This is a genomic window from Gordonia aichiensis NBRC 108223 (assembly GCF_000332975.1).
Lineage (GTDB): Bacteria > Actinomycetota > Actinomycetes > Mycobacteriales > Mycobacteriaceae > Gordonia > Gordonia aichiensis.
Genome location: NZ_BANR01000003.1, coordinates 663218 through 685173, shown reverse-complemented (window position 1 = coordinate 685173; position 21956 = coordinate 663218). Strand labels below are relative to the sequence as shown.

Genomic DNA, 21956 nt, shown 5'->3' with positions numbered 1-21956 from the left:
GAGCCAGATAATCCTCGACGCCGACGCGGATCTCCGTCGATTCTGGGTCGAGAGCGATGGTGAAGTCGTACAACGTGGCGCGTGGCGTCTCGTAGAGGACCAACGAGGGGTTGTCCAGGTCAGGTAGTTCCTCGGCGAAACGGGCTAGCGTCGGGGTCGACTGGTTGGTGGTACTCAGAGCGATGAGTTCATCGCGATGCAGGATCGCGACGTGCTGCGGGGCTGGAGGGAAGCCGCGGAAGACACCGTCGTCATCGACGGCGTCGGCGAAACTACGGAAGTCCATATTCGCGATCGACAGGTTGTTCTCAACCGCATGCATCTGTCCGGGAATGACGCGAAAGGTGCGGCCGGGTTCGTGCCCGAACTCAGTGCGGCCGCAATCGATCGCCAGGATCGCCATCTCGGGGTGGCTCATGGTGATCGCGTCCGCGACGAACGCATAGTAGGGCGGATCCTCCTCCCCGATACGAGCGACCAGAGCATCGACGGTCAACCCATCGTTACCGCGATGGTCGACGCAGGTAAGTCCTGCCTGGAATGTGGGAAACTCGTCCATACCGCTGGGGACAGGCTCCATGGCTGCCAGCGCGACCTCCCGCCAACGCTCATCGCTGTTGAAATCTGTGCGTACCAGCAACGACGCGCCCCCTCGAGGATTGTGCAGATAGTCATCGAGGTTGCGGCCAGTACCCAAGACAGCGACTATTTCGGCTTCGGCGGCCGCCTCATGACGCGATGTCGTGGCCTCACGAATGTCAGCGACATCTCCAGGCGGATCTGGTAGAGCCACCTCAGCGAGGACGCGTTCGGCGTCGTCGGCAGACATCTCAGTGTAGGACCGCAGCTCCAGCGTTTATGGCCCGATCGTGGTGCGTGCTCGCGGCGAGTAGAACTCCATCGAGAACCCAACCTCGGGCTCGCCAACCTCGGTCAACCAGCGGCGAAGCCCGAACTGGGGTGAACTCGCCGTCACCGTCACATCCAGGGCACCCGACAACGGGTCGCCCTCTGTCGGCGAGACGCTGATCTCCATTGGCACCCAACCGAGGCGGGTCGGTGGCATGTCCGCCAGCTCCTGCATCCGCTGCTCGTGTCCAAGCTGCTCGCGAGACTCGAGGTGCTCCTCGAACTCGACCGTCGCACCGTCCCACGTAAACAGGGCGGGGTCAAAATCGTCGTCGAGTACCGGTGACTCCATCTGCATCCACTGCTCGCCTTGCATCCAGGAGAGGGTGACTCCGAGTTCAGCGTCGATCACTACACCGACCGTCGGACCACCGTAGAGATCGTCGAACTCCATGTGCCAACCCCACCGACCCCGAACCTCGGTCTCGGCGACCTGCCGGGGTTCACCGAACCGCGAGCGTCCTGTAATCTCCGCGGGGGCCCACATCTGGTAAGCGGTGAACAACGCCGTCGGGGACATACCCGTGACTGCGACAAACCGATTCGGAGACTTGGACGTGTGCACAGCGACGCCGTCCTCACCGAATCGGTACTCATCGGTCGCATTCTCGATATAGCAGGGTGAACCGTCCGCGTTCTCGATTCGCCACGACGTGGGCGGGGCGAACCACACGTAGTTGGTCACCCCATCACTCGAATACACCGTGGCCCGCACCGTTCGACCCATTGTGCTGAAAGACAACCCCCGGATCCGCGGCCACGACATCATGCCCACCAACCTAACCGCCCACGCCGATCGCCCGCGGGCGAACTCCAACCCTTCCCCCCGTCGTTCGGTTTGCGTTCGCACAATCGACCTCGCCGCGCGCTACGTGACGATCGGCCCTAGCCTGTTGTCATCGTGGGAAGGGAAAAGAACGTGAAGGCTGTCATCATCGGTGCGGGCATGGGCGGCATGAGTGCCGCTATCGCCCTGAAACAACTCGGGTTCGATGTCGAGGTCTACGAGCAGGTGACCGAGAACAAGCCTGTCGGCGCGGCGATCTCGGTGTGGTCCAACGGTGTCAAGTGCCTCAATCACCTCGGGCTCGAGAAAGAGACCGCGGAGCTCGGCGGCATCGTCGACACCATGAGCTACGTCGACGGCCACACCGGCGAGACCATGTGCCGATTCAGCATGCAGCCGCTCATCGACGAGGTCGGCCAGCGCCCGTATCCCATTGCGAGGGCCGAGCTGCAGCTGATGCTCATGAACGCCTATGGGTTCGACGACATCAATTTCGGCATGAAGATGGTCTCGGTCGAGGACGGGGCCGACGTTGCCACAGTCCATTTCGCCGACGGCACGAGCGTCAGCGGCGACATCGTCATCGGAGCCGACGGCGCGAAATCACTGACCCGGGAGTACGTTCTCGGCGGACCGGTGACCCGCCGCTACGCGGGGTACGTGAACTTCAACGGCCTCGTCAGCACCGACCCGGCGATCGGCCCGTCGACCGAATGGACGACCTACGTCGGTGACGGGAAAAGGGTGTCGGTGATGCCCGTCGCGGGTGACCGCTTCTACTTCTTCTTCGACGTTCCGATGCCCGAGGGACAGCCCTTCGAGCGGGGCACCGCCCGCGAGGTGCTCACCCAGGAATTCGACGGCTGGGCAGCCGGCGTCCAGACGCTCATCGAGAAGCTCGATCCCGCAACGACCAATCGCGTCGAGATCCTCGACCTGGACCCGTTCGACACCTGGGTCAAGGGCCGTGTCGCCGTGCTCGGCGACGCCGCGCACAACACCACGCCCGATATCGGGCAGGGCGGGTGCTCGGCGATGGAGGACGCGATCGCGCTGCAGTTCGCGTTCCGTGACAACCCCGACGACGTGTACGCGGCACTCGACGCCTACCAGTCCGCACGCACCGAGCGTGCGGGCGACCTCGTCCTCCGCGCCCGCAAACGGTGCGACGTGACGCACGCGAAGGACCCGGAGAAGACGGCGGAGTGGTACTCCGAACTCCGAGATGAGGACGGCACCAACATCATTCGGGGCATCGTCGGCAACATCGTCGGCGGGCCGGTCACCTAGATCCCCACTCCGGTCTACCCGCCTTCGGGTTGAGAACTGTCCGGCGGGCTGACAGCAACGCCTGCGGGGTCGGCGCCCACACCGTCGTGCGCGATGAGCGCATTCTCGCGCGAGAGCGTCGGCCCGGCGACGAGTAGCGAGATCACATCCCACGGGGCGCGGCTCGGCGATGTGCCGAGCCGAAGGACCGACCCTGTCGCGGCGTCCGAGACTCCGTAGCGCACACCGGTATCGGCAACGTAGAACCTCGATTCCGCACGCGCACTGTCGGATTCATTTCCCGTCACCTGGACGTAGGCACCCGAGCCCGGCCGAACGTAGACCATGTCGACTCCCGGGCCGGGGCCGTCGGTACTCGCGACCCGCACAGGTGTTGCGTCTTCGGGCAGCGGCAGCGCGTCACCGACGAGAAGGGACGTCCGGGCCGCATCGGCATCCCGCTCCCAGACACGGCACATGGTGCTCTCGGTGTGGGCGACGAGACGTGGTGTCACCGTCGGGAAGTCGGCGATCGGCAGCCGAGCCCGTATCGGTGTGGACGCGACGACGCCGGGAGCAACCACAGCCACGGGCGTGGCGTCGTCGCGCTCGGCAAGGCGCAGAATTTGCGCCGCTGCGACGCTGATGGGCTGAACACCGTCGCGCAGCACCACGTAATAACCCACGGCGCCATCGGCTCCGGTCGTCTTGATGACCGAACCGACTCGCGCGCTCGCACCGGCAAGCAGACCCGGCCCGCCTGCACCCGGTACGTCCGGAAGCGTCAACGGATCGACCTCGGGAAAGGTATTGAGCAATCCGCGGCTGATCGGGCGCGGCGTCTGGTCCTCGAGTCCGAGCGCCCGCACCACCGGGACACTGTCGGTATCCACCTGTGCTCGAACGGGTATGGTGTGGCCGTCGCGATCGAGCTGGTAGATCAAGAACGCCGCCGAACCATCGGTCACGTACAGCGCCTCGTCGGGGCGGGCGGAGCGGATGTCGGCTCCGAGCTGCGGTTGGCCCGCGACAACCGACAATGATCCGACGCTCACCGGTCTCGTCGTCACGTCCACCGACGACGCATCGGGCTCGGTACTCGCGCCATCGATACTCGCGTCGTCGGTGTCGCACACCGTCCAGGTCGACACGCGCGACACCGGTAGCGCCGACGGTGCGCCCGGGATGCCGAGCAACGGACCGCGAGGGTACCGAGCGAGTGAGCCCTCCGACACCGAGGCGGGCTTCTCGTCGCTCCCTGAGATCAGACGCGCCGAGGCCAGGTTCAACACGGGGTGCACGGTGCCGTCGATGACGACGTAGGTGCCGCCTGTTTTTGCAGCGATGATCGTCGCCTTGCCCACCGAGCCCTGCGGGCTGACAAGTCCCCACACGGCGAAGCCCGCGAGGACGAGCACACCCAGCACCGCTCCTACCCCAAGTGCGCGACCCTGCGACCGCATGGGGTCGTGGAGCATGCGCACATCTCGGCGTGTCAGCGCGTGGTCGAGACGGCGCAGCAGAAATCTGTACCCGTTGACCTGAGCCCTGGTGGTCAGCTGGCGCGCCACCGCATCCCCTCCCCTTCGTGGATCCGCGACCGGCGTGATCGGGTGCCCGTGCCCCGCGAACAGTCGATCGTGCAATGCCGCGACGCGTCGGCGGCGCGGTAGTAGCCTAACCGAACCAGACCCGCACAAAACCGGCAATCGGGCATTGCGTCGTCGGCTGTGGACAACACCCGATTCGACATGCAATGACCTGGAAAACGCTGTACTACCGAGTGATACGTGTGCGGGGGACACACGATCGGCTACGACGTACGGGGTCGGGAGGGAGGAACGGCGATGGCGTTCGGCACCAGATCGTCCACGGGCTCACGGCTACCGGCTTTCACGACGCTGGTCTGGATCGAGGCGCTGCTGGCCACCGGACTCGTCGGCTGGTGGATCGCAGGGGGCCGGTCGGGGGTCGCCGCGCTCGGTGTCGCGGCCCTTGCGGCAGTGACACTCGTACCGATGTCCGGCGGGGCCTCTCTCGCGACCACCGTGCTCCGACGACTCGGCTTTCACTGGTTCCGACTCCGGCGCAATCCCGGCGAGCTCGCTCCCCCGCCGTTCGACGTCCCGACAGCCAGCCATCGACAGCGACAGTCCTCCTCGCGCGCTCGCGCCGAGGACAGTCCCATCGGCGTGCGCTGGGCGGGCACAACGATGATCACAATGCTGCGAATCGGCCCCGGTATCGGTGCCCCGACCTTCCTCTCCCCCTTCGGTTCCGAGACGGCCGAGCCGCATGTGCCGCTCACGACGCTCGCCGACTGCATCGATTCCTTCGACATCCCGCTCTCGTCGATCGACGTGATCAGCCACGGTGTCCGGGTGGGCGGTGCCGGAGAGACTGCGGCCATCTACGAGCGCACCCTCGGGCCGCTCCCCGCGACGACGCACCGCAGCACCTACGTCGTCCTGCGACTCGACCCGGCCGCCTGCCCGACCGCGGTCAGCCGTCGTGGGGGCGGTGCCACCGGGGCACTGCGCACCGCGACCATCACGACCCGGCGCATCGCCCGGCGCCTCCGCGAGTGCGGACTCGTCGCCACGCCACTCGGCGCCACCGAGATCGATTCGGTCACAAAGCAATTGACCCATGGCGCAGAGTTGGGATCGATGCACGAAGAATGGGCCCAGGTCAATGTCGGCCCGATCCGGTCACGGAGCGCGGCCATCGATCCGCACCAACTACAGCGGGTTCTGCGTACACCGCAGCCGGCCGCACTCGCTGCGACGGTGACACTCACGCTCTCCCGAGGACACGACCGCGAACTGCTGGTACGCGCACTGCTGCGGGTCGACGACGCCCCCGACGCGGGTCGAACGGTCCGCGCGTGGCCCGCTGGCGTCACCCCGCTCGATGGCCTCCACTTCGACGCCCTTGCGGTATCGCTCCCCTGCGCGACCGCGCACCGGGTGCGCCGCGGGCTGCACGCGACGTCGGACACAGAGGCGGATGCGCTACTCGACGCACTTCAGATGGAGGTCAGTGGATGCGGCCAGTTGATCGGTGCCGATCACGCCGGCCGCGCCGTCACGGCACGTCTCTTCGGCCCGGGTGTATCCGAGGTCTCCGTGCGCGGTGACGCGCGCCTGGCCGCGCAGATTGTGCTGCGAGTCGTCGCTACCGGAGGCACCGTCGCAGTGCACACTTCGCGTCCGGAGCGGTGGCAGCACCTCGTCGCCCGTGTCGGCGACTCTCGTCTGCTGTCGTTTGCCGATCCGACCGGTGGCAGTGATGCCGATAGGCGGATTCACCTCTTCGACGGCGTCAGCCCTCGTGTCGTCACTCCTGGAGCGACCCGAATCGTCGTGGCCGACCTCCGTCAGACGACCAACGACCTCCCCGCTGCCACAATCGAATTGACGCAGAACCTCACCCAACCGGATCGGGTGGTACTGCGCACACCAGTCACTTCGGTGTGTGTCACGACGGTCGCGACCCCCGAGGAAGCACGATTCAGCGACCCGCCGGTGCAGCGGACACGCGTCTTTCCCGACACGACGGGTGTTCCCCAGCCTGTCTGAGGCCTACCGGCCGAGAATCTGCCGGTCCGACGCCCGACCGGCCACGTCGTCGACGGGAACCCTGGCGCGGAAGAACAGCGCACGACTCGACGACGCACGCACGACGACATCCGGGTCATCGTCGGGGATCCAGACCGCACGGCCACACGCGACCGACAACGGTACGTCGCCCGACAGTCGCGCCTCGATGGTTCCGCCGAGGGTCGCGAGGATCTGCGGACCCGGCATGTCGAAGCAGATCGACGACGGCTGATGCAACCCGGTGCCCTCGAGCTCGACGCGCGAGAGCCGGAACTCGGGAGCAGGGGTGAGGTAGATCCGTTCTGCTCCCACCGTCTGAACTCTCGGCCTGAGGTCGTCGACGTCGACCGGCGTGAAGTCGAGGACCCGCAACAGCTCGGGCACGTCGATGTGCTTGGGGGTCAGCCCGCCGCGCAGCACGTTGTCGGAGTTGGCCATGATCTCCACGCCGGTGCCGCTCAGATAGGCGTGCAGTACGCCTGCCGGTAGATAGAGCCCCTCGGTCGGCGACAGGTGTATCCGGTTGAGCAGCAACGACGCCAATACCCCTGGGTCATTCGGATAGAGCTCGCCGAGTTCGAGTGCTGTCCGCAGTTCCTGGCCGAACCGCGATCCAGCGTTGAGCGCGTCGACTGCGGCGGAGAGCACGGCGGGAACGACGGCCCGCAATCTCGACTCGGGCAGCGTCAGCCAGGTGGTGAACACCGCGCGGAGCCCTTCGGCGTCGGGCTGCCCGGCCAGCAGCCCCAGATACGGATCCAGTTCGCTGACCTGCAATTCCCGCAACAGCTCGATCGTCCGTGCCGGATCACGGAAGCCGGCCAGTGCATCGAACTCGGAGATCGCGACGATCAACTCCGGCTTGTGGGAGGCATCCTTGTAATTGCGCGTCGGTGAATCGATCGGAATCCCCGCGGCCTCCTCGCGTGCGAATCCCTCCCGTGCCTGTTCTGCACTGGGATGTGCCTGCAGCGACAGCGGTTCATCGGCTGCGAGCACCTTGAGCAGGAATGGCAATCGGCCGCCGAACCGATCGGTCGTCGCAGCGCCGAGTGCCCGCGCCGGGTCGTCGTCGATCGCGTCGAGAAGGTTTCCCTCCGACTCGCCGTCGGGACCGAGAACCGTTGCCGGGCCCTCGGTGTGCGCACCGAACCAGAGTTCTGCTTCCGGGTGCGGCGAGGGAACCGGCTTCTGACGCAGCGCAGCGATCGCAGTTCGAGACCCCCAGGCGTAGGGCCGAACCACTCCGTCAAGCAGTCTCATCGGTCTCCGATTCCGGTCAGGTGTAGATACACCGCAGCAATGTCGACGCGCAGAGCGAGAAGCATATAGCCCGCCAGGTCAGCCGGACCATCCGCGAGGTCGTCGGAGCCCGGGGCAGCTACAGGATGCGTCGCGGCGTCGTCCCTATCGGGGTCACCGATCACGGTGTCCGCGTCGGGAATGCCTGCGATCCGGCGCTGCGTGTACCACTGCCTCGTCGCGGTCGTCACCGCCATCACCCGTGGCGGTTCGTCGGTCAGGGGACCGTCGATCTGCGGGTCGTGGAAGATCGAATCCACTGCAGACGGGCCGCCGGCGGCCCACGACTGCAGCGACATACGCGCGACGTCGTCGATATCGGCCGCGCCACAGATCTTTCCGGACAGTGCGAGCACAGATGTGGCGTTCCGGGCTGCGACCACCGATGCAGCAGGACTGTCACCTGTCCACACCACTCGACGATCCGCCAATCCCGCTGCCAACAACTTGGCGCGGTTGTGGAACGTCTCGCGCGCCGGATGGTCTGTCGCGGCCTCGTCGTCGAGTGCATCGGCGATGTCGGTGACCAGCGGCACAGTACCGGTGAACCGTACGTCCGACAGCGACGTGAACACCGCCAACAACGTCGCAACGTAGCCGATGAAACGGAATCGCGGATCGACCTGCACACGCGGTGACATATCGATTCCGCCACCGCCCAGGGCATCTCGCAACGGCCCCTCGAGTGGCGCTGCGACGACGACCTCGGCACGTCGCCGCTGAGCTCGTGCTGCGGCGTCGGCCAGTGCCATATCGCCCGCGTCATCACCGGCCACGACCACGACATCGAGCGGGCCGACCCATCCCGGCAGGCCGGGGGCGGAGACGATCGGGACGTCGACGCGACTCGCCAGGCACGCAACGATGAGCGCGACGGCGTCGCGAGCGACACCGGAGTCCCCGTGCACGACGACCACGCTTCGCGGCCGCAGCGTGGCCAGCGGTCCGAGAACGCCCTCGCGAATGGCTTCGGCGACCGCGCGCACCTGCGCACCCGCCAATGCCGCCGCCTGCAGCAGACCGTCGCTGTCCCCCGCGATCAGATCATCGACATCATCGAGGTCGGCGGCACCCGTACGCATGGAATCAGCCTAGCTGCAATACCTGGCGAGGCGCGGGGCCGCCGCCACATACCGGCACATTCCCACAGTCGACCCGCGGATGTCTTCAGTCGACCGGGTCGGGAAGCACTCGCAGATGCCCCCGGCGGCCGGGACGCGGCTTGACAGCCCCACTTCGACGTGGGGATTCCGGCCCCGAACGAGCGTCCGACGTCGGTGCTCCCGCGCGATGACGGCCCGCGCGCACCTCGTCGAATGCCTCCTGGTCGAACCCAGGCGCGCGGCCGACTGCTCCCGCGATCCCGCGCGCACCGACCTCTCGCACGGCTTCGGCCAACGCTGTCAGCTCGTAATCTTCGGCGACGGGCGCCGAGAAGGCCCGCTCGCTGCGCAACATCTCCCACCCGCGCGGAACCGTGATCCGGCGCGCATGCTCCTCACACAGATCCCACGAATGCGGCTCATCCGACGTCGCGAGGGGACCGATGACCGCCGTCGATTCGGCGTAGACAAAGGTCAAGGTCGCGACCGCCGACCGGGAGCAAGCCGGGCGGCAGCATTGTCGGGGAAGCTTCACAGCAAAAAGATTAGACCCACGCTCAGGTGAACGGAGAGGCGACACGCGGCGCGAGGCGTCAGAGGCGACACCGTTGCATGGAGACTTACAATCTCGGCATGCGTATCGAGCGGCGCCGCACCACGCGGGACAGGGGCCAGGGCGCCCCGATGCGCGCTACGGAGAACCGGGTGTCCGATATGCGGCTGTCCGTCGCCCGTGCTGCCGCACGCGCGCGGCGCGACCGGCGGGGCCGAGGCCTACGCTCACCACTGCTGCCGCAGGGAGTGCCCGCGTGGCGCAGCAAGTCCGACGAGTTCGACGCCGTCGCGCTCGAGGCATTCGCGGAGATCGACGCTCATTGGCATGATCAACTCTCGGGGCTCGACGTCGCCGTCGACGAGATCCCCCGCCTTCTCCCCCGCGACCCCGAGACCGTCCAATGGCCCGACGAGGTCACCGCAGACGGAGCCGTCCCCCTCGCACGGCTGATGCCCGCCGGGGTCGACGTCCACGGAGCTCCGACCAGGGCGCAGATCATCCTCTTTCGCCGACCACTGGAGAGCAGGGCCAAGAAGGGTGAGGATCTGCTCGACCTCGTGCATGAGGTCCTGGTGCAGCAGGTGGCAACCCACCTCGGTCTCGACGAGGACATCATCGACCGCGGACCCGAATAAATGGAGTCGACCGGGCGGCAGCGCGCCGCCGTTCAGACGATGCCGCGCTTGAGGCGACGACGCTCGCGCTCGGAGAGTCCGCCCCAGATGCCGAAACGCTCGTCGTTGTGCAAGGCGTACTCAAGGCACTCGGCCTTCACCTCGCACCCCTGGCAGATGCGCTTGGCCTCACGGGTGGAGCCACCTTTTTCCGGGAAGAAGGCCTCCGGGTCGGTCTGCGCACAGAGGGCGCGGTCCTGCCACTGATCCTCGATCGCGTCGAACAGGCCCTCGAAATCGTCGGGCACCAACGAGAGATGACGCCGCTGCGCGGCCTCGTCGACATCGGAGGCCACATCAGGCGTCCCGATCATCGAATCATCAACGGGCCCAAGGGTTGTGTAATTCGGGTCCTCGACCGACGGGGACGCGATCTCGGAATGTCCGCGTGGCTCAAGGGGATTGCCGATCGCGTTGTCGAATGCCATCGTCGGCGCCTCCTGTTTGGGAAGTCGTTGTTCTCTGTCGTCACGGCAGCGCGGCATCGGTGCCACACCACCACTCATACCCGTACATTCTCGATCTTCACCAAGTGTCTGGCGCAATCTGGCACCACCACGGTGTCGGACCAACCTTCCCGAATTCGAACAGGTGATCGAACTTCGTTGCGATGCACCGATTCTCGATCTCGAACCAGAAATGACACTGATGTGATTAGACACGCCAGAGACCTGTCCGGTCAAGTTGAATGAAAATATTCCTTAATACCATCGACCGACGACAAGTCCTCGCAGGACACGAGTTGTGTTGCATGGACACATCAATGTCACATCGGATGCGAAAGACGGGCAGAGCGTCGTGGTCCATGATATCGACTCGATCGACACTCACTAGAGTGGGTCGTTGTGAAGGTGACCGTACTCGTCGGCGGTGTCGGCGGCGCACGCTTTTTGTCCGGGGTCCGCGCACTGCTCGGTCCGACGCCGTTTCCACCTGCCGTGAGCGGAACCGAGCCGAGTGGCGAGCACGAGATCACCGCGGTGGTCAACGTCGGCGACGACGCGTGGATGCACGGCGTGCGCATCTGCCCGGATCTCGACACCTGCATGTACACGCTCGGCGGCGGCATCGACCCCGAACGCAGTTGGGGCCGGGCCGACGAATCGTGGCACGCCAAGGAGGAACTGGCCGCATACGGCGCCGACCCGGATTGGTTCGGTCTCGGTGATCGTGACCTCGCCACCCATCTGATCCGCACACAGATGCTCGACGCGGGATACCGCCTGTCGGACGTCACCGCCGCGCTGTGCAGGCGATGGCAGCCCGGTGTGCGACTCCTGCCCGCAACCGACGAACGCCACGAAACACACGTCGTCGTCGCCGCACCCGACGGGCGCGACGGCGAACGCGTCGCGATTCACTTCCAGGAGTGGTGGGTACGGCATCGCGCACAGATCCCGACCTTCGGGTTCGCGCAGGTCGGCTCGGACGACACGGCTCCGGCACCCGGCGTCGCCGAGGCCATCGCGGAGGCCGACGTGGTCCTGCTCGCGCCGAGTAATCCGGTTGTCAGCATCGGGGCGATCGTCAGTGTCCCCGGCGTCCGGAGCGCACTGCGCACCACGGCCGCTCCGGTGGTGGGTATCTCCCCTGTGATAGACAATCGCCCGCTGCGGGGCATGGCGGACGAGTGCCTGTCGGTGATCGGGGTCGAGTCGTCCGCGGAGGCGATCGCCGCACACTACGGCGCCCGCAGCGGCAACGGCATCCTCGACGGCTGGCTGATCGCCGACGGCGACTCCGCACACGTCGAGGGCATCGCGATCGGTTCGGCACCGCTGCTGATGACCGATCCGCAGACCACCGCGGCGATGGTGCGGGATGCCTGCGCCCTCGTCGGCGTCGACACTCCGAGAATCGCCTACGAGCACTCGGCCGGTGACGCGTAATGACGCTGGAGAACCCCGCTGCCGACACCGAGCGACAGCGTAGCGATCACGGCGCGCCTGCGGCACTGGAGATCATGCCGGTCGCCGGTCTGCCCGAGTTCGACACCACGATCGACCTCGCCTCGGAGATCACGCGCTGCGCCCCGTGGTTGCGCGACGGCGATGTCCTCGTCGTCACCAGCAAGGTCTTCTCGAAGACCGAGGGCCGGATGATCCCTGCCCCCACCGATCCCGACGAACGTGATGCCCTGCGACGCAAGCTCGTCGACAGCGAGTCGGTACGTGTGCTCGCCCGCAAGAACCGCACACTCATCACCGAGAACAAGCTGGGTCTCGTGCAGGCGGCCGCAGGCGTCGACGGCTCCAATGTGCCAATTGACCAGATCGCACTGCTCCCGGAGGACCCGGACGGGAGCGCGCAGCAGTTGCGAGCGCAACTCGCCCGCCTCACGGGCCGACAGGTCGCGGTCATTGTCACCGACACGATGGGGCGCGCATGGCGAACGGGCCAGACCGACGTCGCCATCGGCGCGTCCGGAATCGCGGTGACCCATCCCTACGAGGGCGGCGAGGACTCGTACGGCAACCCGCTGGTCGTGACCGACATCGCCGTTGCCGACGAGATCGCCTCTGCCGCAGACCTGGTGAAGGGGAAGCTGGGCGGTGTTCCGGTGGCGGTGGTCCGGGGGCTACGGGTGCACGACGACGGCTCGTCTGCCGCGCAACTCGTCCGCCCCGCCGACGAGGACCTGTTTCGACTCGGCACAGCCGAAGCGATCGCCCAGGGCAGGCTCGAGGCGGTCCGCACCAGACGTTCGATCCGGGAGTTCTCGACGGAATCGGTTGCCCCAGAAGATCTCCGAGGCGCTCTCGCCGACGCGTTGACCGCGCCTGCACCTCACCACACCCATCCGGTCCGCTTCGTCTGGGTGCGCTCACCCGAGCGGCGGCGTCGCCTGCTCGATGCGATGGGACAGGCCTGGCGGGCCGATCTCGCCTCGGACGAGAAGTCGCCGGAGTCGATCGCCAAGCGAGTGCGTCGTGGCCGGATTCTCTACGACGCACCGGAGCTGGTGATCCCGATCCTCACCGGCGACGGCAGACACACCTACCCCGATGAACGTCGGAACACCGCAGAACACACAATGTTCACCGTGGCGGCAGGCGGCGCGGTCGCGAGCCTGCTCATCGCGCTGTCGGCGCGTGGACTCGGTAGTTGCTGGGTCGGATCGACAATCTTCGCACCCGACGTCGTGTGCCGCGAACTGGACCTCGACCCGTTGTCAGAACCGTTGGGCGCCATCGCGATCGGGCATCCCGCGCAACCGCAGACAGTGCGTGACCCTGCACCGACAGAAGAATGGGTGATAGAACGATGAGCTCGCAGTCGGTGCACTCCTCGGCCGTCGAACTCCTCGGTTCCTGGAATGCCGCCGGGCCGGAACAGGATTCGCTGCGCCACACCTATCTCGCATTCCTCGACGCCCAGCCTGATGCGTGTCTCCGACGCAACGTCGCGGGGCATCTGACCGCGTCGACGATCGTCTTCGACGCCGAGCACACTCACGTGCTGCTCACGCTGCACCCGCGGGTGGGCAAATGGATTCAGCTCGGTGGACACTGCGAGGAGTCCGACGAGTCGATCGCCGACGCCGCACTGCGTGAGGCGCGCGAGGAATCGGGAATCGACGAGCTGCGGCTGGGCGCGCTGGCCCAACTCCATACCCACCCCATCACATGCTCGCTCGGTGTGCCGACCCGACATCTCGACGTCCGCTTCGCCGCCGTCGCGCCCGCGCAGCCGGGTGGCGAGCTCCCCCGGTTCGACATCAGCTCGGAATCCGACGACCTACGGTGGTGGCCCGTGGACGATTTACCTGCCGACGACGGCACCGAGATCGCCACGCTGGTCGCCGCCGCGTTGACGCAGGTCTCCCCCGGATCGCCGAGCTGACAGTACCCGCGACTCGGGTGCCGGGTAGGACTCGGGTGCCGGGTAGGACCCGGGTCTCGGGTCAGATGCGAATACCCTTGCCGACGGTGACCACCTCGCCGGTGCTGACGGCGAACCGGTCGCGGTCTGCAGCGAGGTCGACGCCGACCTGCTCGCCGTCGGAGACGACGACGTTCTTGTCGAGAATCGCGTGCCGCACCACAGCGCCCTTGCCGATCCGCACACCGGGCATCAGCACACTGCCCTCCACGATCGCCCCGTCTTCGATGTGCACGTTCGCCGAGATCACCGACTGCGACACCGTCCCACCGGAGATGATGCTGCCGCCGCCCACCACGGAATCCTGCGCCGAACCCCCCTGCACGAACTTGGCGGGTGGCACATTGAGCGACTCGGCGCGTATCGGCCAGTTGCGGTTGTAGAGGTTGAAGACCGGATGCACCGACACGAGATCCATATGCGCGTCGTAGAACGCGTCGAGGGTACCGACATCGCGCCAGTACCCCTTGTCACGCTCAGTGGCACCCGGAACCTCGTTGTCCTTGAAATCGTAGACGTAGGCGGTCTTGCGGTCGACGAAACTCGGGATGATGTCGCCGCCCATGTCGTGGTCGGAGTCGGCGTCGGCGGCGTCCTTGATGATCGCCTCGACGAGGGCGTCGGTGGTGAACACATAGTTTCCCATCGATGCGAACGTCACGTCCGGATCGTCCGGCGTCCCAGGCGGATTGCTCGGCTTCTCGAGGAAGCGCGTGATATTGCCCGAGTCGTCGGCATCGATGACGCCGAAAGCCGAGGCATCTGCGCGCGGCACGCGGATGCCGGCCACTGTCACCTCTGCACCAGCGGCGATATGTGCCTCGACCATCTGCGACGGATCCATCCGGTACACGTGATCGGCGCCGAACACCACGATGTACTCGGGCTGTTCGTCGAAGATGAGGTTCAGGGATTGGTAGATCGCGTCGGCGCTGCCCGTGTACCACCTCGGACCGAGGCGCTGCTGCGCCGGAACGGGCGTGATGTACTCCCCGTGGAATCCCGATGTCCACCAGGTTTGCGAGATGTGACGGTCGAGCGAATGGGATTTGTACTGGGTGAGCACGCAGATGCGCTCGTAACCCGCGTTGACCAGATTCGACAGCACGAAGTCGATCAGCCGGTAGGCGCCACCGAACGGAACGGCCGGTTTGGCGCGGTCCTTGGTCAACGGGTACAGGCGTTTTCCCTCGCCACCGGCGAGGACGATTCCGAGAACGTGCGGCTGCGATCTCACACTCCCCAACTTAACCGTCAACCACCAGCAGGGCCATACGAATCGCGGGTCCGTCTTCGCCGAGTGCCGGTGTGCACGGCTGTGTATGGCGAAGTCCGACTCATGGCGCTAGCGTCGTGAACCATGAGGGTGGCGATGATGACACGGGAGTATCCACCCGAGGTCTACGGCGGCGCGGGGGTTCACGTCACCGAACTGGTCCGGCATCTGCGCCGTCTCGTCACCGTCGACGTCCACTGCATGGGCGTACCGCGCGACGATGCCTTCGTCTACTCCCCCGACCCTGCGCTGGCCGACGCCAATCCGGCGTTGTCGATGCTGTCCACCGATCTGCGTATGACGCGCGGAGCGGCTGACGCCGACATCGCGCACTCGCACACCTGGTACACCGGCACCGCGGGGCATCTCGCCGCGCAGTTGTACGGGATTCCACACATCTTGACCGCCCACTCGCTCGAGCCGCTACGCCCATGGAAGGCCGAACAACTCGGTGGCGGATACCAGGTCTCGAGCTGGTCGGAACGCAACGCCGTCGAGTATGCCGACGCCGTCATCGCGGTCAGCTCGGGAATGCGCGCCGACGTGGTCAACGCGTATCCGCGAGTGAACCCGGAGCGGGTTCACGTCGTGCGCAACGGAATAGACACCACCGTCTGGCATCCTGTCGACGACCCGTACAACGGCGAGTCGACGCTGGTTCGTCTGGGCGTCGACCCCTCGCGGCCCGTGGTCGCGTTCGTCGGTCGCATCACGCACCAGAAGGGCGTCGGGCATCTCATCGCTGCCGCACACGCCTTCGATCCCGCAATCCAACTCGTCCTGTGTGCCGGCGCGCCCGACACACCCGAGATCGCCGCCCAGACCGAGACCGCCGTCGCCGAGTTGTCTGCTGCGCGCAACGGCGTGCACTGGGTCCGCGAGATGCTCCCGCTTCCCCGAATCCGCGAGATCCTCACCGCTGCCGATGTTTTCGTGTGTCCGTCGGTCTACGAGCCACTCGGCATCGTGAACCTCGAGGCCATGGCGTGCCAGACCGCCGTGGTCGCGTCGGCAGTCGGGGGCATTCCCGAGGTGGTGCGCGACAACGTCACCGGACGACTTGTGCCCTACGAACCCACCGACGCTGCGGGTTTCGAGCACGGACTCGCAGAAGCGGTGAACGACGTCGTCGGGGATCCGGCGACCGCCACCGCGATGGGGTTGGCCGGACGCGAACGCGCCGAATCCGAGTTCTCCTGGGAGACCATCGCCGAACAGACGCTCGACGTCTACCGGTCGACGCTCGCCTGACAGACGGTGACGGTCACAGCGACCGTCACCGGGACCGTTGCGGAGCCCGGTGCGAACGCCTGTGCCGCGCGCTCGATCTCATCCGGGCTGCGATGGAACGCGGTGGGGCCCATGGCGACGAGGTCGGCAATCGTCGAGGCCGACACACGACGGGATTCGCGGATCGGCGTGTGCTCGATGATGTCGAAGCGTCGCGCGACCGCGGTGGAGACCGCGTCGGTCTTGTCGGCAGCCACCGACAACATCGCCATCGGCTCGATCAGTTCGCCGAGATGATCCGGCTGCGGTGTGACGATCACCCACCGGCCCCCCGGGGCCAGAATCCTGGCCGTCTCATCGACGTTGCGCGGCGCGAAGACCGACAACACCACGTCGGCAGAATTGTCGGCGAGCGGAAGATCTCGCCAGACGTCGGCGACAATGGCGCCGGCTCGGGCAACCCGTCGGGTCAGCGCACGAGCGCAGTACTTGGAGAGATCGAGACCTACACCGCGAGCACCGTCGACGCCGCCGAGCGCGGCGTCGAGGTAGTGTCCCGGACCCGAACCGAGGTCGATGATCGACGGTGCACTGCTGTGCACTGAGCGCGTCTCAGTCGGGTGGCCTGCCGCAGCGGCGACCGCAATGACAACAGGATCGAGGACACCTGCGTCGTGAACACGCAGACGCGCGGCGACCATGTCTGCGGTGTCTGAACTCAGCGCTCCCGACCGACCGTCGAGCAGCGAGACATACCCCTGTTTGGCGATGTCGAACGAGTGCCGACGCGGACAATGCACACGGCGAGCCCCATGGTCGACCGCCAGACCGTCACCACAGACCGGGCAACGGAGGAGGTCGATGAGGTCGGCGAAGCGGCTGTCCGATCGCCCGGCCTCCTGGTTCAGCCGGCGACTCCGCGCAGTTCCTCGCCGAGAGCCGCTGCCTCGTCCGCAGTCAGTTCGACGACAAGACGACCGCCACCCTCGATAGGAATGCGGACAACGATCCCACGCCCCTCCTTGGCTGCTTCCAGCGGGCCATCCCCAGTACGTGGCTTCATCGCCGCCATGTCCACAACTCCCTTCAGAGTTCTCCTCGCCGTGATGGATCCGACGACAGCACACGGCTGCCGCATCAATGATACGTGTTCACCGAATCGCGCCGACCGACGGACATCGAAACCCCTAGTCGCGGCCATTCTCGGCAGGAAAGTCGGATTCGGTCGAGTCGTAAACCACCCTGCCCTCCGCCGGGACGGGTTCTGCCCCGTCGCGCGCCTGCAGGGTGAGCACAACCGTGCGCAACTCGTCGATCTCGGCGGCGAGCCGTTCCAGCGCCCAGTCCACCTCGCGCGGCTTGTAACCGCGCACGGTCTGTGCGAACACGAGCGCCCGCACGTCGTCTCCGGCGATGCCCGCGGCCGGCAGGCGGGTCAGGGTGGTCTCGTCGTCGATCGGCGGCAATTGTTCACCCCGACCGAAAGCGAACCACACGACAGCGAACACGGCGGCCACGACCACCACCATGATCAGCAGGTAGAGCAACAGCGTCTGCATGGAGAGCAGTCTATGACCGCCGTGGTGACCCTCAGGTCAGCTGGCCATCTCCTCGGCCGTCGCGTCGTTGCCGCGAACGGAGTTCATGGGTGGACGATCCTCGAGGTAGAGGTCGGTGGTGTGCGGGGTGAAGGTGCCATCGGGTTCCGCGGTGAACTGTGTGAGCCCGGCTCCTGAGTCCTCGATGCCGCAGCGTCGCATCAGGGTGCCGACGATCTGCCTGCTCATCACCCCCAGCTCGATCAACGGGCGGTTGCGGTGGGTGCGCACACCCAGATTCACCTGGCCGATCCCGTGCAAACCGTAGCGGTCGTAGGTGTCGATGAGCAGACCGATCTCGACGCCGTAGCCGGGTGCGAACGGCACGGCCGAGAGCAACTCCCGGGTGCCGGCGTACTCGCCCCCGAGCGGCTGGAGGACTGCGGTCAACTCCGGCTTCTGCGACGCGAGCAGGGGACGTGCAACGAGTTCGGTGACCCGGCCGCCACCATTGGCGTCCTGGGTGTCCCCGGTCCGCAGCGGTCGGCGGTAGTAGCCCTTGACCAGGTGAATCTGCGGGTTGACGAGAAGCGGACCGAGCATCTTGGGCACGAACATCGGATCGGGATCAATGAGGTCGGAGTCGACGAAGGCGATGAGGTCGCCACTGACTGCGGCGATCGACCGCCACAGCACCTCCCCCTTGCCCTTCACCGGTTCGAGCTCCGGCACGGCTTCTTCCCGGCTGATGACACGCGCTCCCGCGGCTGTGGCGCGCTCAGCGGTGGCGTCGGTCGACCCGGAGTCGAGCACGACGAGTTCGTCGACCAGCGTTCCGACGAGGGGGCGGATCGTCGCGATCACATCCGCGACGGTCTCCTCCTCGTTGAGAGCGGGAAGCACGACGGACACCGTGCGTCCCTGCTTGGCTGCCACCAGTTCGTCGATGGTCCAGTCCGGCTGTTCCCACGTGTGCGTACTCGACCATGTCTGTTCCTCACCGATCGCATCGGCGGGGGCCGGCCACATGGCGGTGCGGTCGCGGTTGTTCGAAGCGGTTGCCCTGTGGCGAGCTTGGGTTCGTCGTACCTGTTCGGTCATGCGAGTCCCCTGACTGTTCGGGCGGGTGGCCGTGTTCCCGCTATTGCAGCGACCATGTCGACCACACGACGCGTGGCGGCGACTTCGTGGACGCGAAAGATCCGAGCTCCCGATGCGGCGCTCAACGCTGTCGCGGCCAGTGTCCCCTCCACTCGGTCGTCGAGGTCCACCCCCAGAGTCTCCCCCACAAAATCCTTGTTGCTCAGCGCCATCAGCACCGGCCAGCCTGTATTAACAAGATCTTTTACGTGGCGTAACAGGAGCAGCCCGTGGTGAGTGTTTTTGCCGAAGTCGTGTGTCGGGTCGATAACGATCGAGTCGCGGGCCACCCCCTCGGCTTCGGCGGCCGCGGCGGCGCGCGTCACGTCGGCGATCACCGCGGCCACCACGTCTTCGGGATTCTCGCCGTACGCGACGCGGTGCGGGCGGGTGCGGACCTCCATCCCGCCCGTGTGCGAACACACGATTCCGGCACGTCGGGCCGCGGCGACCTTCACCAGGTCGGGATCGGCACCAGCCCAGGTGTCGTTGATGAGGTCGGCGCCCACGGCACACGCCCGGTCGGCGACCTCGGCTCGCCAGGTGTCGACGCTGATCAGGAGGTCCGGGTACTCATGGCGAATCCATTCGACCATCGGGACCACCCGCTCGGTCTCGGTGGCGGCATCGACCTCTTCTCCGGGTCCTGCCTTCACGCCGCCGATGTCGACGATGTCGGCGCCCTCGGCGACGGCCCGGCGGATACGAGCTTTCGCGGCGTCGTCGGAGAACGAGGACCCGCGATCGTAGAACGAGTCGGGGGTGCGATTGACGATGGCCATCACCAGGGCCCGATCGGCGGGCACCGGCCTACCGCACAGGGTCGCGTTCATGGAAGCCAGCGTAACGACCGGTCGTCGCCGGATTGTCCGGGCGATCGTGCGTCGAGCCGGTCGGTTCTCCGCAACCTCAGTTCTTGGGCACCTTGGCGTTCGCGACCTCGTCGGCGTAACCGTCGTAGTACTCGACGTAGCCCTCCGAGCGACCCTTGAGTACGTAGAGCGGGTCCTCGCCGGTGTCGGCGTAACCCTCGTCGCGCAGTTCGACCTTGCGGTTCTTGAACGTCGACGTCGCCTCGAGGTGGTCGACGACACGGACGAACAGCGGAATCGCGTAGTTCGGCAGCACGTCGTAGAGGTGGGCTGCGAGCTTCGTGCCGTCGAGTTCGCCCTCACGCAGGGTGACCGCCGCCATGCCTGCCTTGCCGTCGGTTCCGGGGACCTCGACACCGAATACCACTGACTGGCTGATCTGCCCGAAACCGTCGAGTCCGGCCTCTACCTCGGTGGTTGCCACATTCTCGCCCTTCCAGCGGAAGGTGTCGCCGAGGCGATCGACGAACGCGATGTGGAAGAAGCCCTGGTCGCGGACGAGGTCACCTGAGTTGAACCACTCGTCGCCGTCCTTGAACGCGCCGCGGATGATCTTCTTCTCGGTCTCTGCCGGGTCGGTGTATCCATCGATCGGCACGCGATCGTTGATTCCCGAGATCAGCAAGCCGATCCCGCCGCGCTTGACCTTGGTCAGTCGACCGTCGGCGTTGCGCTTGGGCTTCCCCTCGCTGTCGTAGTCGACGATCGCGTAGGGCAGCGGGCAGAAGCCTGCGGTGCGTTCGACGCTGAAGGCGTTGACGAACACCAGGTTGAGTTCGCTCGCGCCGTAGAACTCGACGATGCGCTCGATGCCGAAGCGACGCTGGAACTCGTCCCAGATGTCCGGCCGCATCCCATTACCGACGATCAGGCGGACGTCGTGCGCACGGTCGGTGGGCTTCTCGGGCTGCGCCAGCAGGTATCGGCACAACTCGCCGATGTAGCAGAACGCGGTCGCCCGGTTGCGGATCACATCGTCCCAGAACTTCGATGCGGAGAAGTGCTTGCCGATGGCGATGCAGGCACCGGCGGAGAGGACCGAGGAGAGCGAGACACTCAGCGCGTTGTTGTGGTACAGCGGCAACGGAACGTACATGGTGTCGTTGTGCTTGAGACGCACGGCGAGACCACCGATCCCGGAAAGACTTGCGAGCCAACGGTTGTGGCTCATCACGCTGGCCTTGGGCATACCCGTCGTGCCAGAGGTGAAGATGTAGAAGGCCTCGGTGGAGGCGGGTAGCTCCGCCGTGACCGACGGGTTGCTCTCCGGCTTCCCGTCCGCCTCCTTCTCGAACTGTTCGAAGTCGTAGACGTGGGCGGGAAGGGCCGAGGAATCGATCGATTCGAGCGCTTCTGAGCAGTCGGGGTCGAAGACCAGCACACGGGCGCCGAGCAACTTCACACTGTGCTCGAGCACGGCGCCACGCTGGTTGTAGTTCAGCATTCCGGCGATCGCACCGAGCTTGACGGTGGCGAGCATGAGCATGAGGTCGGTGGGGCAGTTCTTCGACAGGATCGCGACGACGTCACCCTTGCGCACACCATCTTCTGTGAGGACTGCGGCGAATCGGTTCACATGACGGTTGGCCTCGCCGTAGGTGATGGTCTTGCCCTCGAAGCGGATGAACGGGCGCTCGGGGTGATCGGCAGCGCGCTTGGCGAAAATCGACCCGATGGTGCGCTTGGCATCGGGCGGACGCCGTATCAGCCCCGGCGCGTTCTTGATCATGCCGACGGCGTCGGGAGCCATCTTGACGACGCCCTTCAACACGTCCGTGAGTCCGACGACCTTGGTGGCGTCACCTGACATCTACTT

Annotated in this window: 21 protein-coding genes; 7 read left to right on the top strand and 14 right to left on the bottom strand. The window is 66.2% G+C overall.

What is annotated here, in order from left to right; all coding sequences use genetic code 11:
* On the bottom strand, positions 1-829 hold an 829-nt coding region (locus tag GOACH_RS24200; protein ID WP_005171291.1), incomplete at its 3' end, for a DUF6924 domain-containing protein.
* 27 nt (positions 830-856) lie between these two features.
* Positions 857-1594, bottom strand: a complete 738-nt coding sequence (locus GOACH_RS24195; RefSeq protein ID WP_245551804.1) for an early set domain-containing protein — start codon at positions 1592-1594, stop codon at positions 857-859.
* Positions 1595-1828: 234 nt separating this feature from the next.
* Between GOACH_RS24195 and hpxO the strand changes: the two genes are divergently transcribed.
* On the top strand, positions 1829-2986 hold the full coding sequence (gene hpxO / locus GOACH_RS04625; protein ID WP_005171284.1) for an FAD-dependent urate hydroxylase HpxO: 1158 nt from the start codon (positions 1829-1831) through the stop codon (positions 2984-2986).
* Between the two features lie 14 nt (positions 2987-3000).
* On the opposite strand, the gene eccB is transcribed toward hpxO, so the two are convergent.
* Entirely contained in the window at positions 3001-4536 is a 1536-nt protein-coding gene (gene eccB, locus GOACH_RS04620; RefSeq protein ID WP_005171283.1) for a type VII secretion protein EccB, read from the bottom strand.
* Between the two features lie 276 nt (positions 4537-4812).
* Here eccB and eccE point away from each other — a divergent pair, with 276 nt between their 5' ends.
* On the top strand, positions 4813-6546 hold the full coding sequence (eccE, locus tag GOACH_RS04615) for a type VII secretion protein EccE (protein ID WP_005171282.1): 1734 nt from the start codon (positions 4813-4815) through the stop codon (positions 6544-6546).
* A 3-nt stretch (positions 6547-6549) separates the two neighbouring features.
* Here the strand turns inward: eccE and manA are convergent, their stop codons facing one another.
* The 3 genes from manA to GOACH_RS04600 all read right to left on the bottom strand — a co-directional run bounded on the left by manA (position 6550) and on the right by GOACH_RS04600 (position 9507).
* Positions 6550-7830 carry a mannose-6-phosphate isomerase, class I gene (manA, locus tag GOACH_RS04610; RefSeq protein WP_005171281.1) on the bottom strand — a complete coding sequence of 427 codons (1281 nt, stop codon included), beginning with the start codon at positions 7828-7830 and terminating at the stop codon, positions 6550-6552.
* Positions 7827-8951, bottom strand: a complete 1125-nt coding sequence (locus GOACH_RS04605; RefSeq protein ID WP_005171280.1) for a hypothetical protein — start codon at positions 8949-8951, stop codon at positions 7827-7829. The genes manA and GOACH_RS04605 overlap by 4 nt, the downstream gene beginning before the upstream one ends.
* An 85-nt stretch (positions 8952-9036) precedes the next feature.
* Positions 9037-9507, bottom strand: coding sequence for a DUF3499 domain-containing protein (locus GOACH_RS04600; protein WP_052003887.1), 471 nt, complete (start codon positions 9505-9507; stop codon positions 9037-9039).
* Positions 9508-9686: 179 nt separating this feature from the next.
* Here GOACH_RS04600 and GOACH_RS04595 point away from each other — a divergent pair, with 179 nt between their 5' ends.
* Positions 9687-10163, top strand: a complete 477-nt coding sequence (locus tag GOACH_RS04595) for a metallopeptidase family protein (RefSeq protein WP_083859024.1) — start codon at positions 9687-9689, stop codon at positions 10161-10163.
* 32 nt (positions 10164-10195) lie between these two features.
* On the opposite strand, the gene GOACH_RS23935 is transcribed toward GOACH_RS04595, so the two are convergent.
* Positions 10196-10453, bottom strand: a complete 258-nt coding sequence (locus GOACH_RS23935) for a WhiB family transcriptional regulator (RefSeq protein ID WP_169330850.1) — start codon at positions 10451-10453, stop codon at positions 10196-10198.
* 594 nt (positions 10454-11047) lie between these two features.
* Here GOACH_RS23935 and cofD point away from each other — a divergent pair.
* Genes cofD through GOACH_RS04575 form a run of 3 tightly spaced genes read left to right on the top strand, consistent with a single transcriptional unit; the run spans position 11048 to position 14045 of the window.
* Positions 11048-12091, top strand: coding sequence for a 2-phospho-L-lactate transferase (gene cofD / locus GOACH_RS04585; protein WP_005171262.1), 1044 nt, complete (start codon positions 11048-11050; stop codon positions 12089-12091).
* Complete coding sequence (locus GOACH_RS04580) at positions 12091-13470, top strand: coenzyme F420-0:L-glutamate ligase (protein ID WP_005171253.1); 1380 nt, start codon at positions 12091-12093, stop codon at positions 13468-13470. Before cofD ends, GOACH_RS04580 begins: the two co-directional genes overlap by 1 nt.
* A complete protein-coding gene (locus tag GOACH_RS04575) occupies positions 13467-14045 on the top strand; it encodes an NUDIX hydrolase (RefSeq protein WP_005171246.1) in 579 nt (192 codons plus the stop codon). The genes GOACH_RS04580 and GOACH_RS04575 overlap by 4 nt, the downstream gene beginning before the upstream one ends.
* Before the next feature lie 61 nt (positions 14046-14106).
* On the opposite strand, the gene glgC is transcribed toward GOACH_RS04575, so the two are convergent.
* Positions 14107-15321 carry a glucose-1-phosphate adenylyltransferase gene (gene glgC / locus GOACH_RS04570; protein ID WP_005171240.1) on the bottom strand — a complete coding sequence of 405 codons (1215 nt, stop codon included), beginning with the start codon at positions 15319-15321 and terminating at the stop codon, positions 14107-14109.
* Positions 15322-15444: 123 nt separating this feature from the next.
* On the opposite strand from glgC, the gene glgA reads away from it, so the two are divergent.
* Entirely contained in the window at positions 15445-16611 is a 1167-nt protein-coding gene (gene glgA, locus GOACH_RS04565; RefSeq protein WP_217999510.1) for a glycogen synthase, read from the top strand.
* On the opposite strand, the gene GOACH_RS04560 is transcribed toward glgA, so the two are convergent.
* The 6 genes from GOACH_RS04560 to GOACH_RS04535 all read right to left on the bottom strand — a co-directional run bounded on the left by GOACH_RS04560 (position 16590) and on the right by GOACH_RS04535 (position 21950).
* Positions 16590-17453 carry a putative RNA methyltransferase gene (locus GOACH_RS04560; protein WP_373279071.1) on the bottom strand — a complete coding sequence of 288 codons (864 nt, stop codon included), beginning with the start codon at positions 17451-17453 and terminating at the stop codon, positions 16590-16592. The two genes, glgA and GOACH_RS04560, sit on opposite strands and share 22 nt — an antisense overlap.
* A gap of 41 nt (positions 17454-17494) precedes the next feature.
* Positions 17495-17662, bottom strand: coding sequence for a DUF3117 domain-containing protein (locus GOACH_RS23265; RefSeq protein WP_005171222.1), 168 nt, complete (start codon positions 17660-17662; stop codon positions 17495-17497).
* 115 nt (positions 17663-17777) lie between these two features.
* On the bottom strand, positions 17778-18149 hold the full coding sequence (locus tag GOACH_RS04550; RefSeq protein WP_005171221.1) for a DivIVA domain-containing protein: 372 nt from the start codon (positions 18147-18149) through the stop codon (positions 17778-17780).
* 36 nt (positions 18150-18185) lie between these two features.
* Positions 18186-19229 carry a glucosyl-3-phosphoglycerate synthase gene (locus tag GOACH_RS04545; protein ID WP_005171219.1) on the bottom strand — a complete coding sequence of 348 codons (1044 nt, stop codon included), beginning with the start codon at positions 19227-19229 and terminating at the stop codon, positions 18186-18188.
* Complete coding sequence (gene folP / locus GOACH_RS04540; protein ID WP_005171217.1) at positions 19226-20101, bottom strand: dihydropteroate synthase; 876 nt, start codon at positions 20099-20101, stop codon at positions 19226-19228. Before folP ends, GOACH_RS04545 begins: the two co-directional genes overlap by 4 nt.
* Positions 20102-20177: 76 nt before the next feature.
* On the bottom strand, positions 20178-21950 hold the full coding sequence (locus tag GOACH_RS04535) for a long-chain-acyl-CoA synthetase (protein ID WP_005171214.1): 1773 nt from the start codon (positions 21948-21950) through the stop codon (positions 20178-20180).
* Between the last annotated feature and the right edge of the window lie 6 nt (positions 21951-21956).

Excerpts from the sequence above, each read along its gene's own strand:
- eccE (WP_005171282.1), top strand. The coding sequence starts at position 4,813 with ATGGCGTTCGGCACCAGATCGTCCACGGGCTCACGGCTACCGGCTTTC.
- manA (WP_005171281.1), bottom strand. The coding sequence starts at position 7,830 with ATGAGACTGCTTGACGGAGTGGTTCGGCCCTACGCCTGGGGGTCTCGA.
- GOACH_RS04605 (WP_005171280.1), bottom strand. The coding sequence starts at position 8,951 with ATGCGTACGGGTGCCGCCGACCTCGATGATGTCGATGATCTGATCGCG.
- GOACH_RS04595 (WP_083859024.1), top strand. The coding sequence starts at position 9,687 with ATGCGGCTGTCCGTCGCCCGTGCTGCCGCACGCGCGCGGCGCGACCGG.
- GOACH_RS04580 (WP_005171253.1), top strand. The coding sequence starts at position 12,091 with ATGACGCTGGAGAACCCCGCTGCCGACACCGAGCGACAGCGTAGCGAT.
- GOACH_RS04575 (WP_005171246.1), top strand. The coding sequence starts at position 13,467 with ATGAGCTCGCAGTCGGTGCACTCCTCGGCCGTCGAACTCCTCGGTTCC.
- glgA (WP_217999510.1), top strand. The coding sequence starts at position 15,445 with ATGAGGGTGGCGATGATGACACGGGAGTATCCACCCGAGGTCTACGGC.
- GOACH_RS23265 (WP_005171222.1), bottom strand. The coding sequence starts at position 17,662 with ATGGCGGCGATGAAGCCACGTACTGGGGATGGCCCGCTGGAAGCAGCC.
- GOACH_RS04550 (WP_005171221.1), bottom strand. The coding sequence starts at position 18,149 with ATGCAGACGCTGTTGCTCTACCTGCTGATCATGGTGGTGGTCGTGGCC.
- GOACH_RS04545 (WP_005171219.1), bottom strand. The coding sequence starts at position 19,229 with ATGACCGAACAGGTACGACGAACCCAAGCTCGCCACAGGGCAACCGCT.
- folP (WP_005171217.1), bottom strand. The coding sequence starts at position 20,101 with ATGAACGCGACCCTGTGCGGTAGGCCGGTGCCCGCCGATCGGGCCCTG.
- GOACH_RS04535 (WP_005171214.1), bottom strand. The coding sequence starts at position 21,950 with ATGTCAGGTGACGCCACCAAGGTCGTCGGACTCACGGACGTGTTGAAG.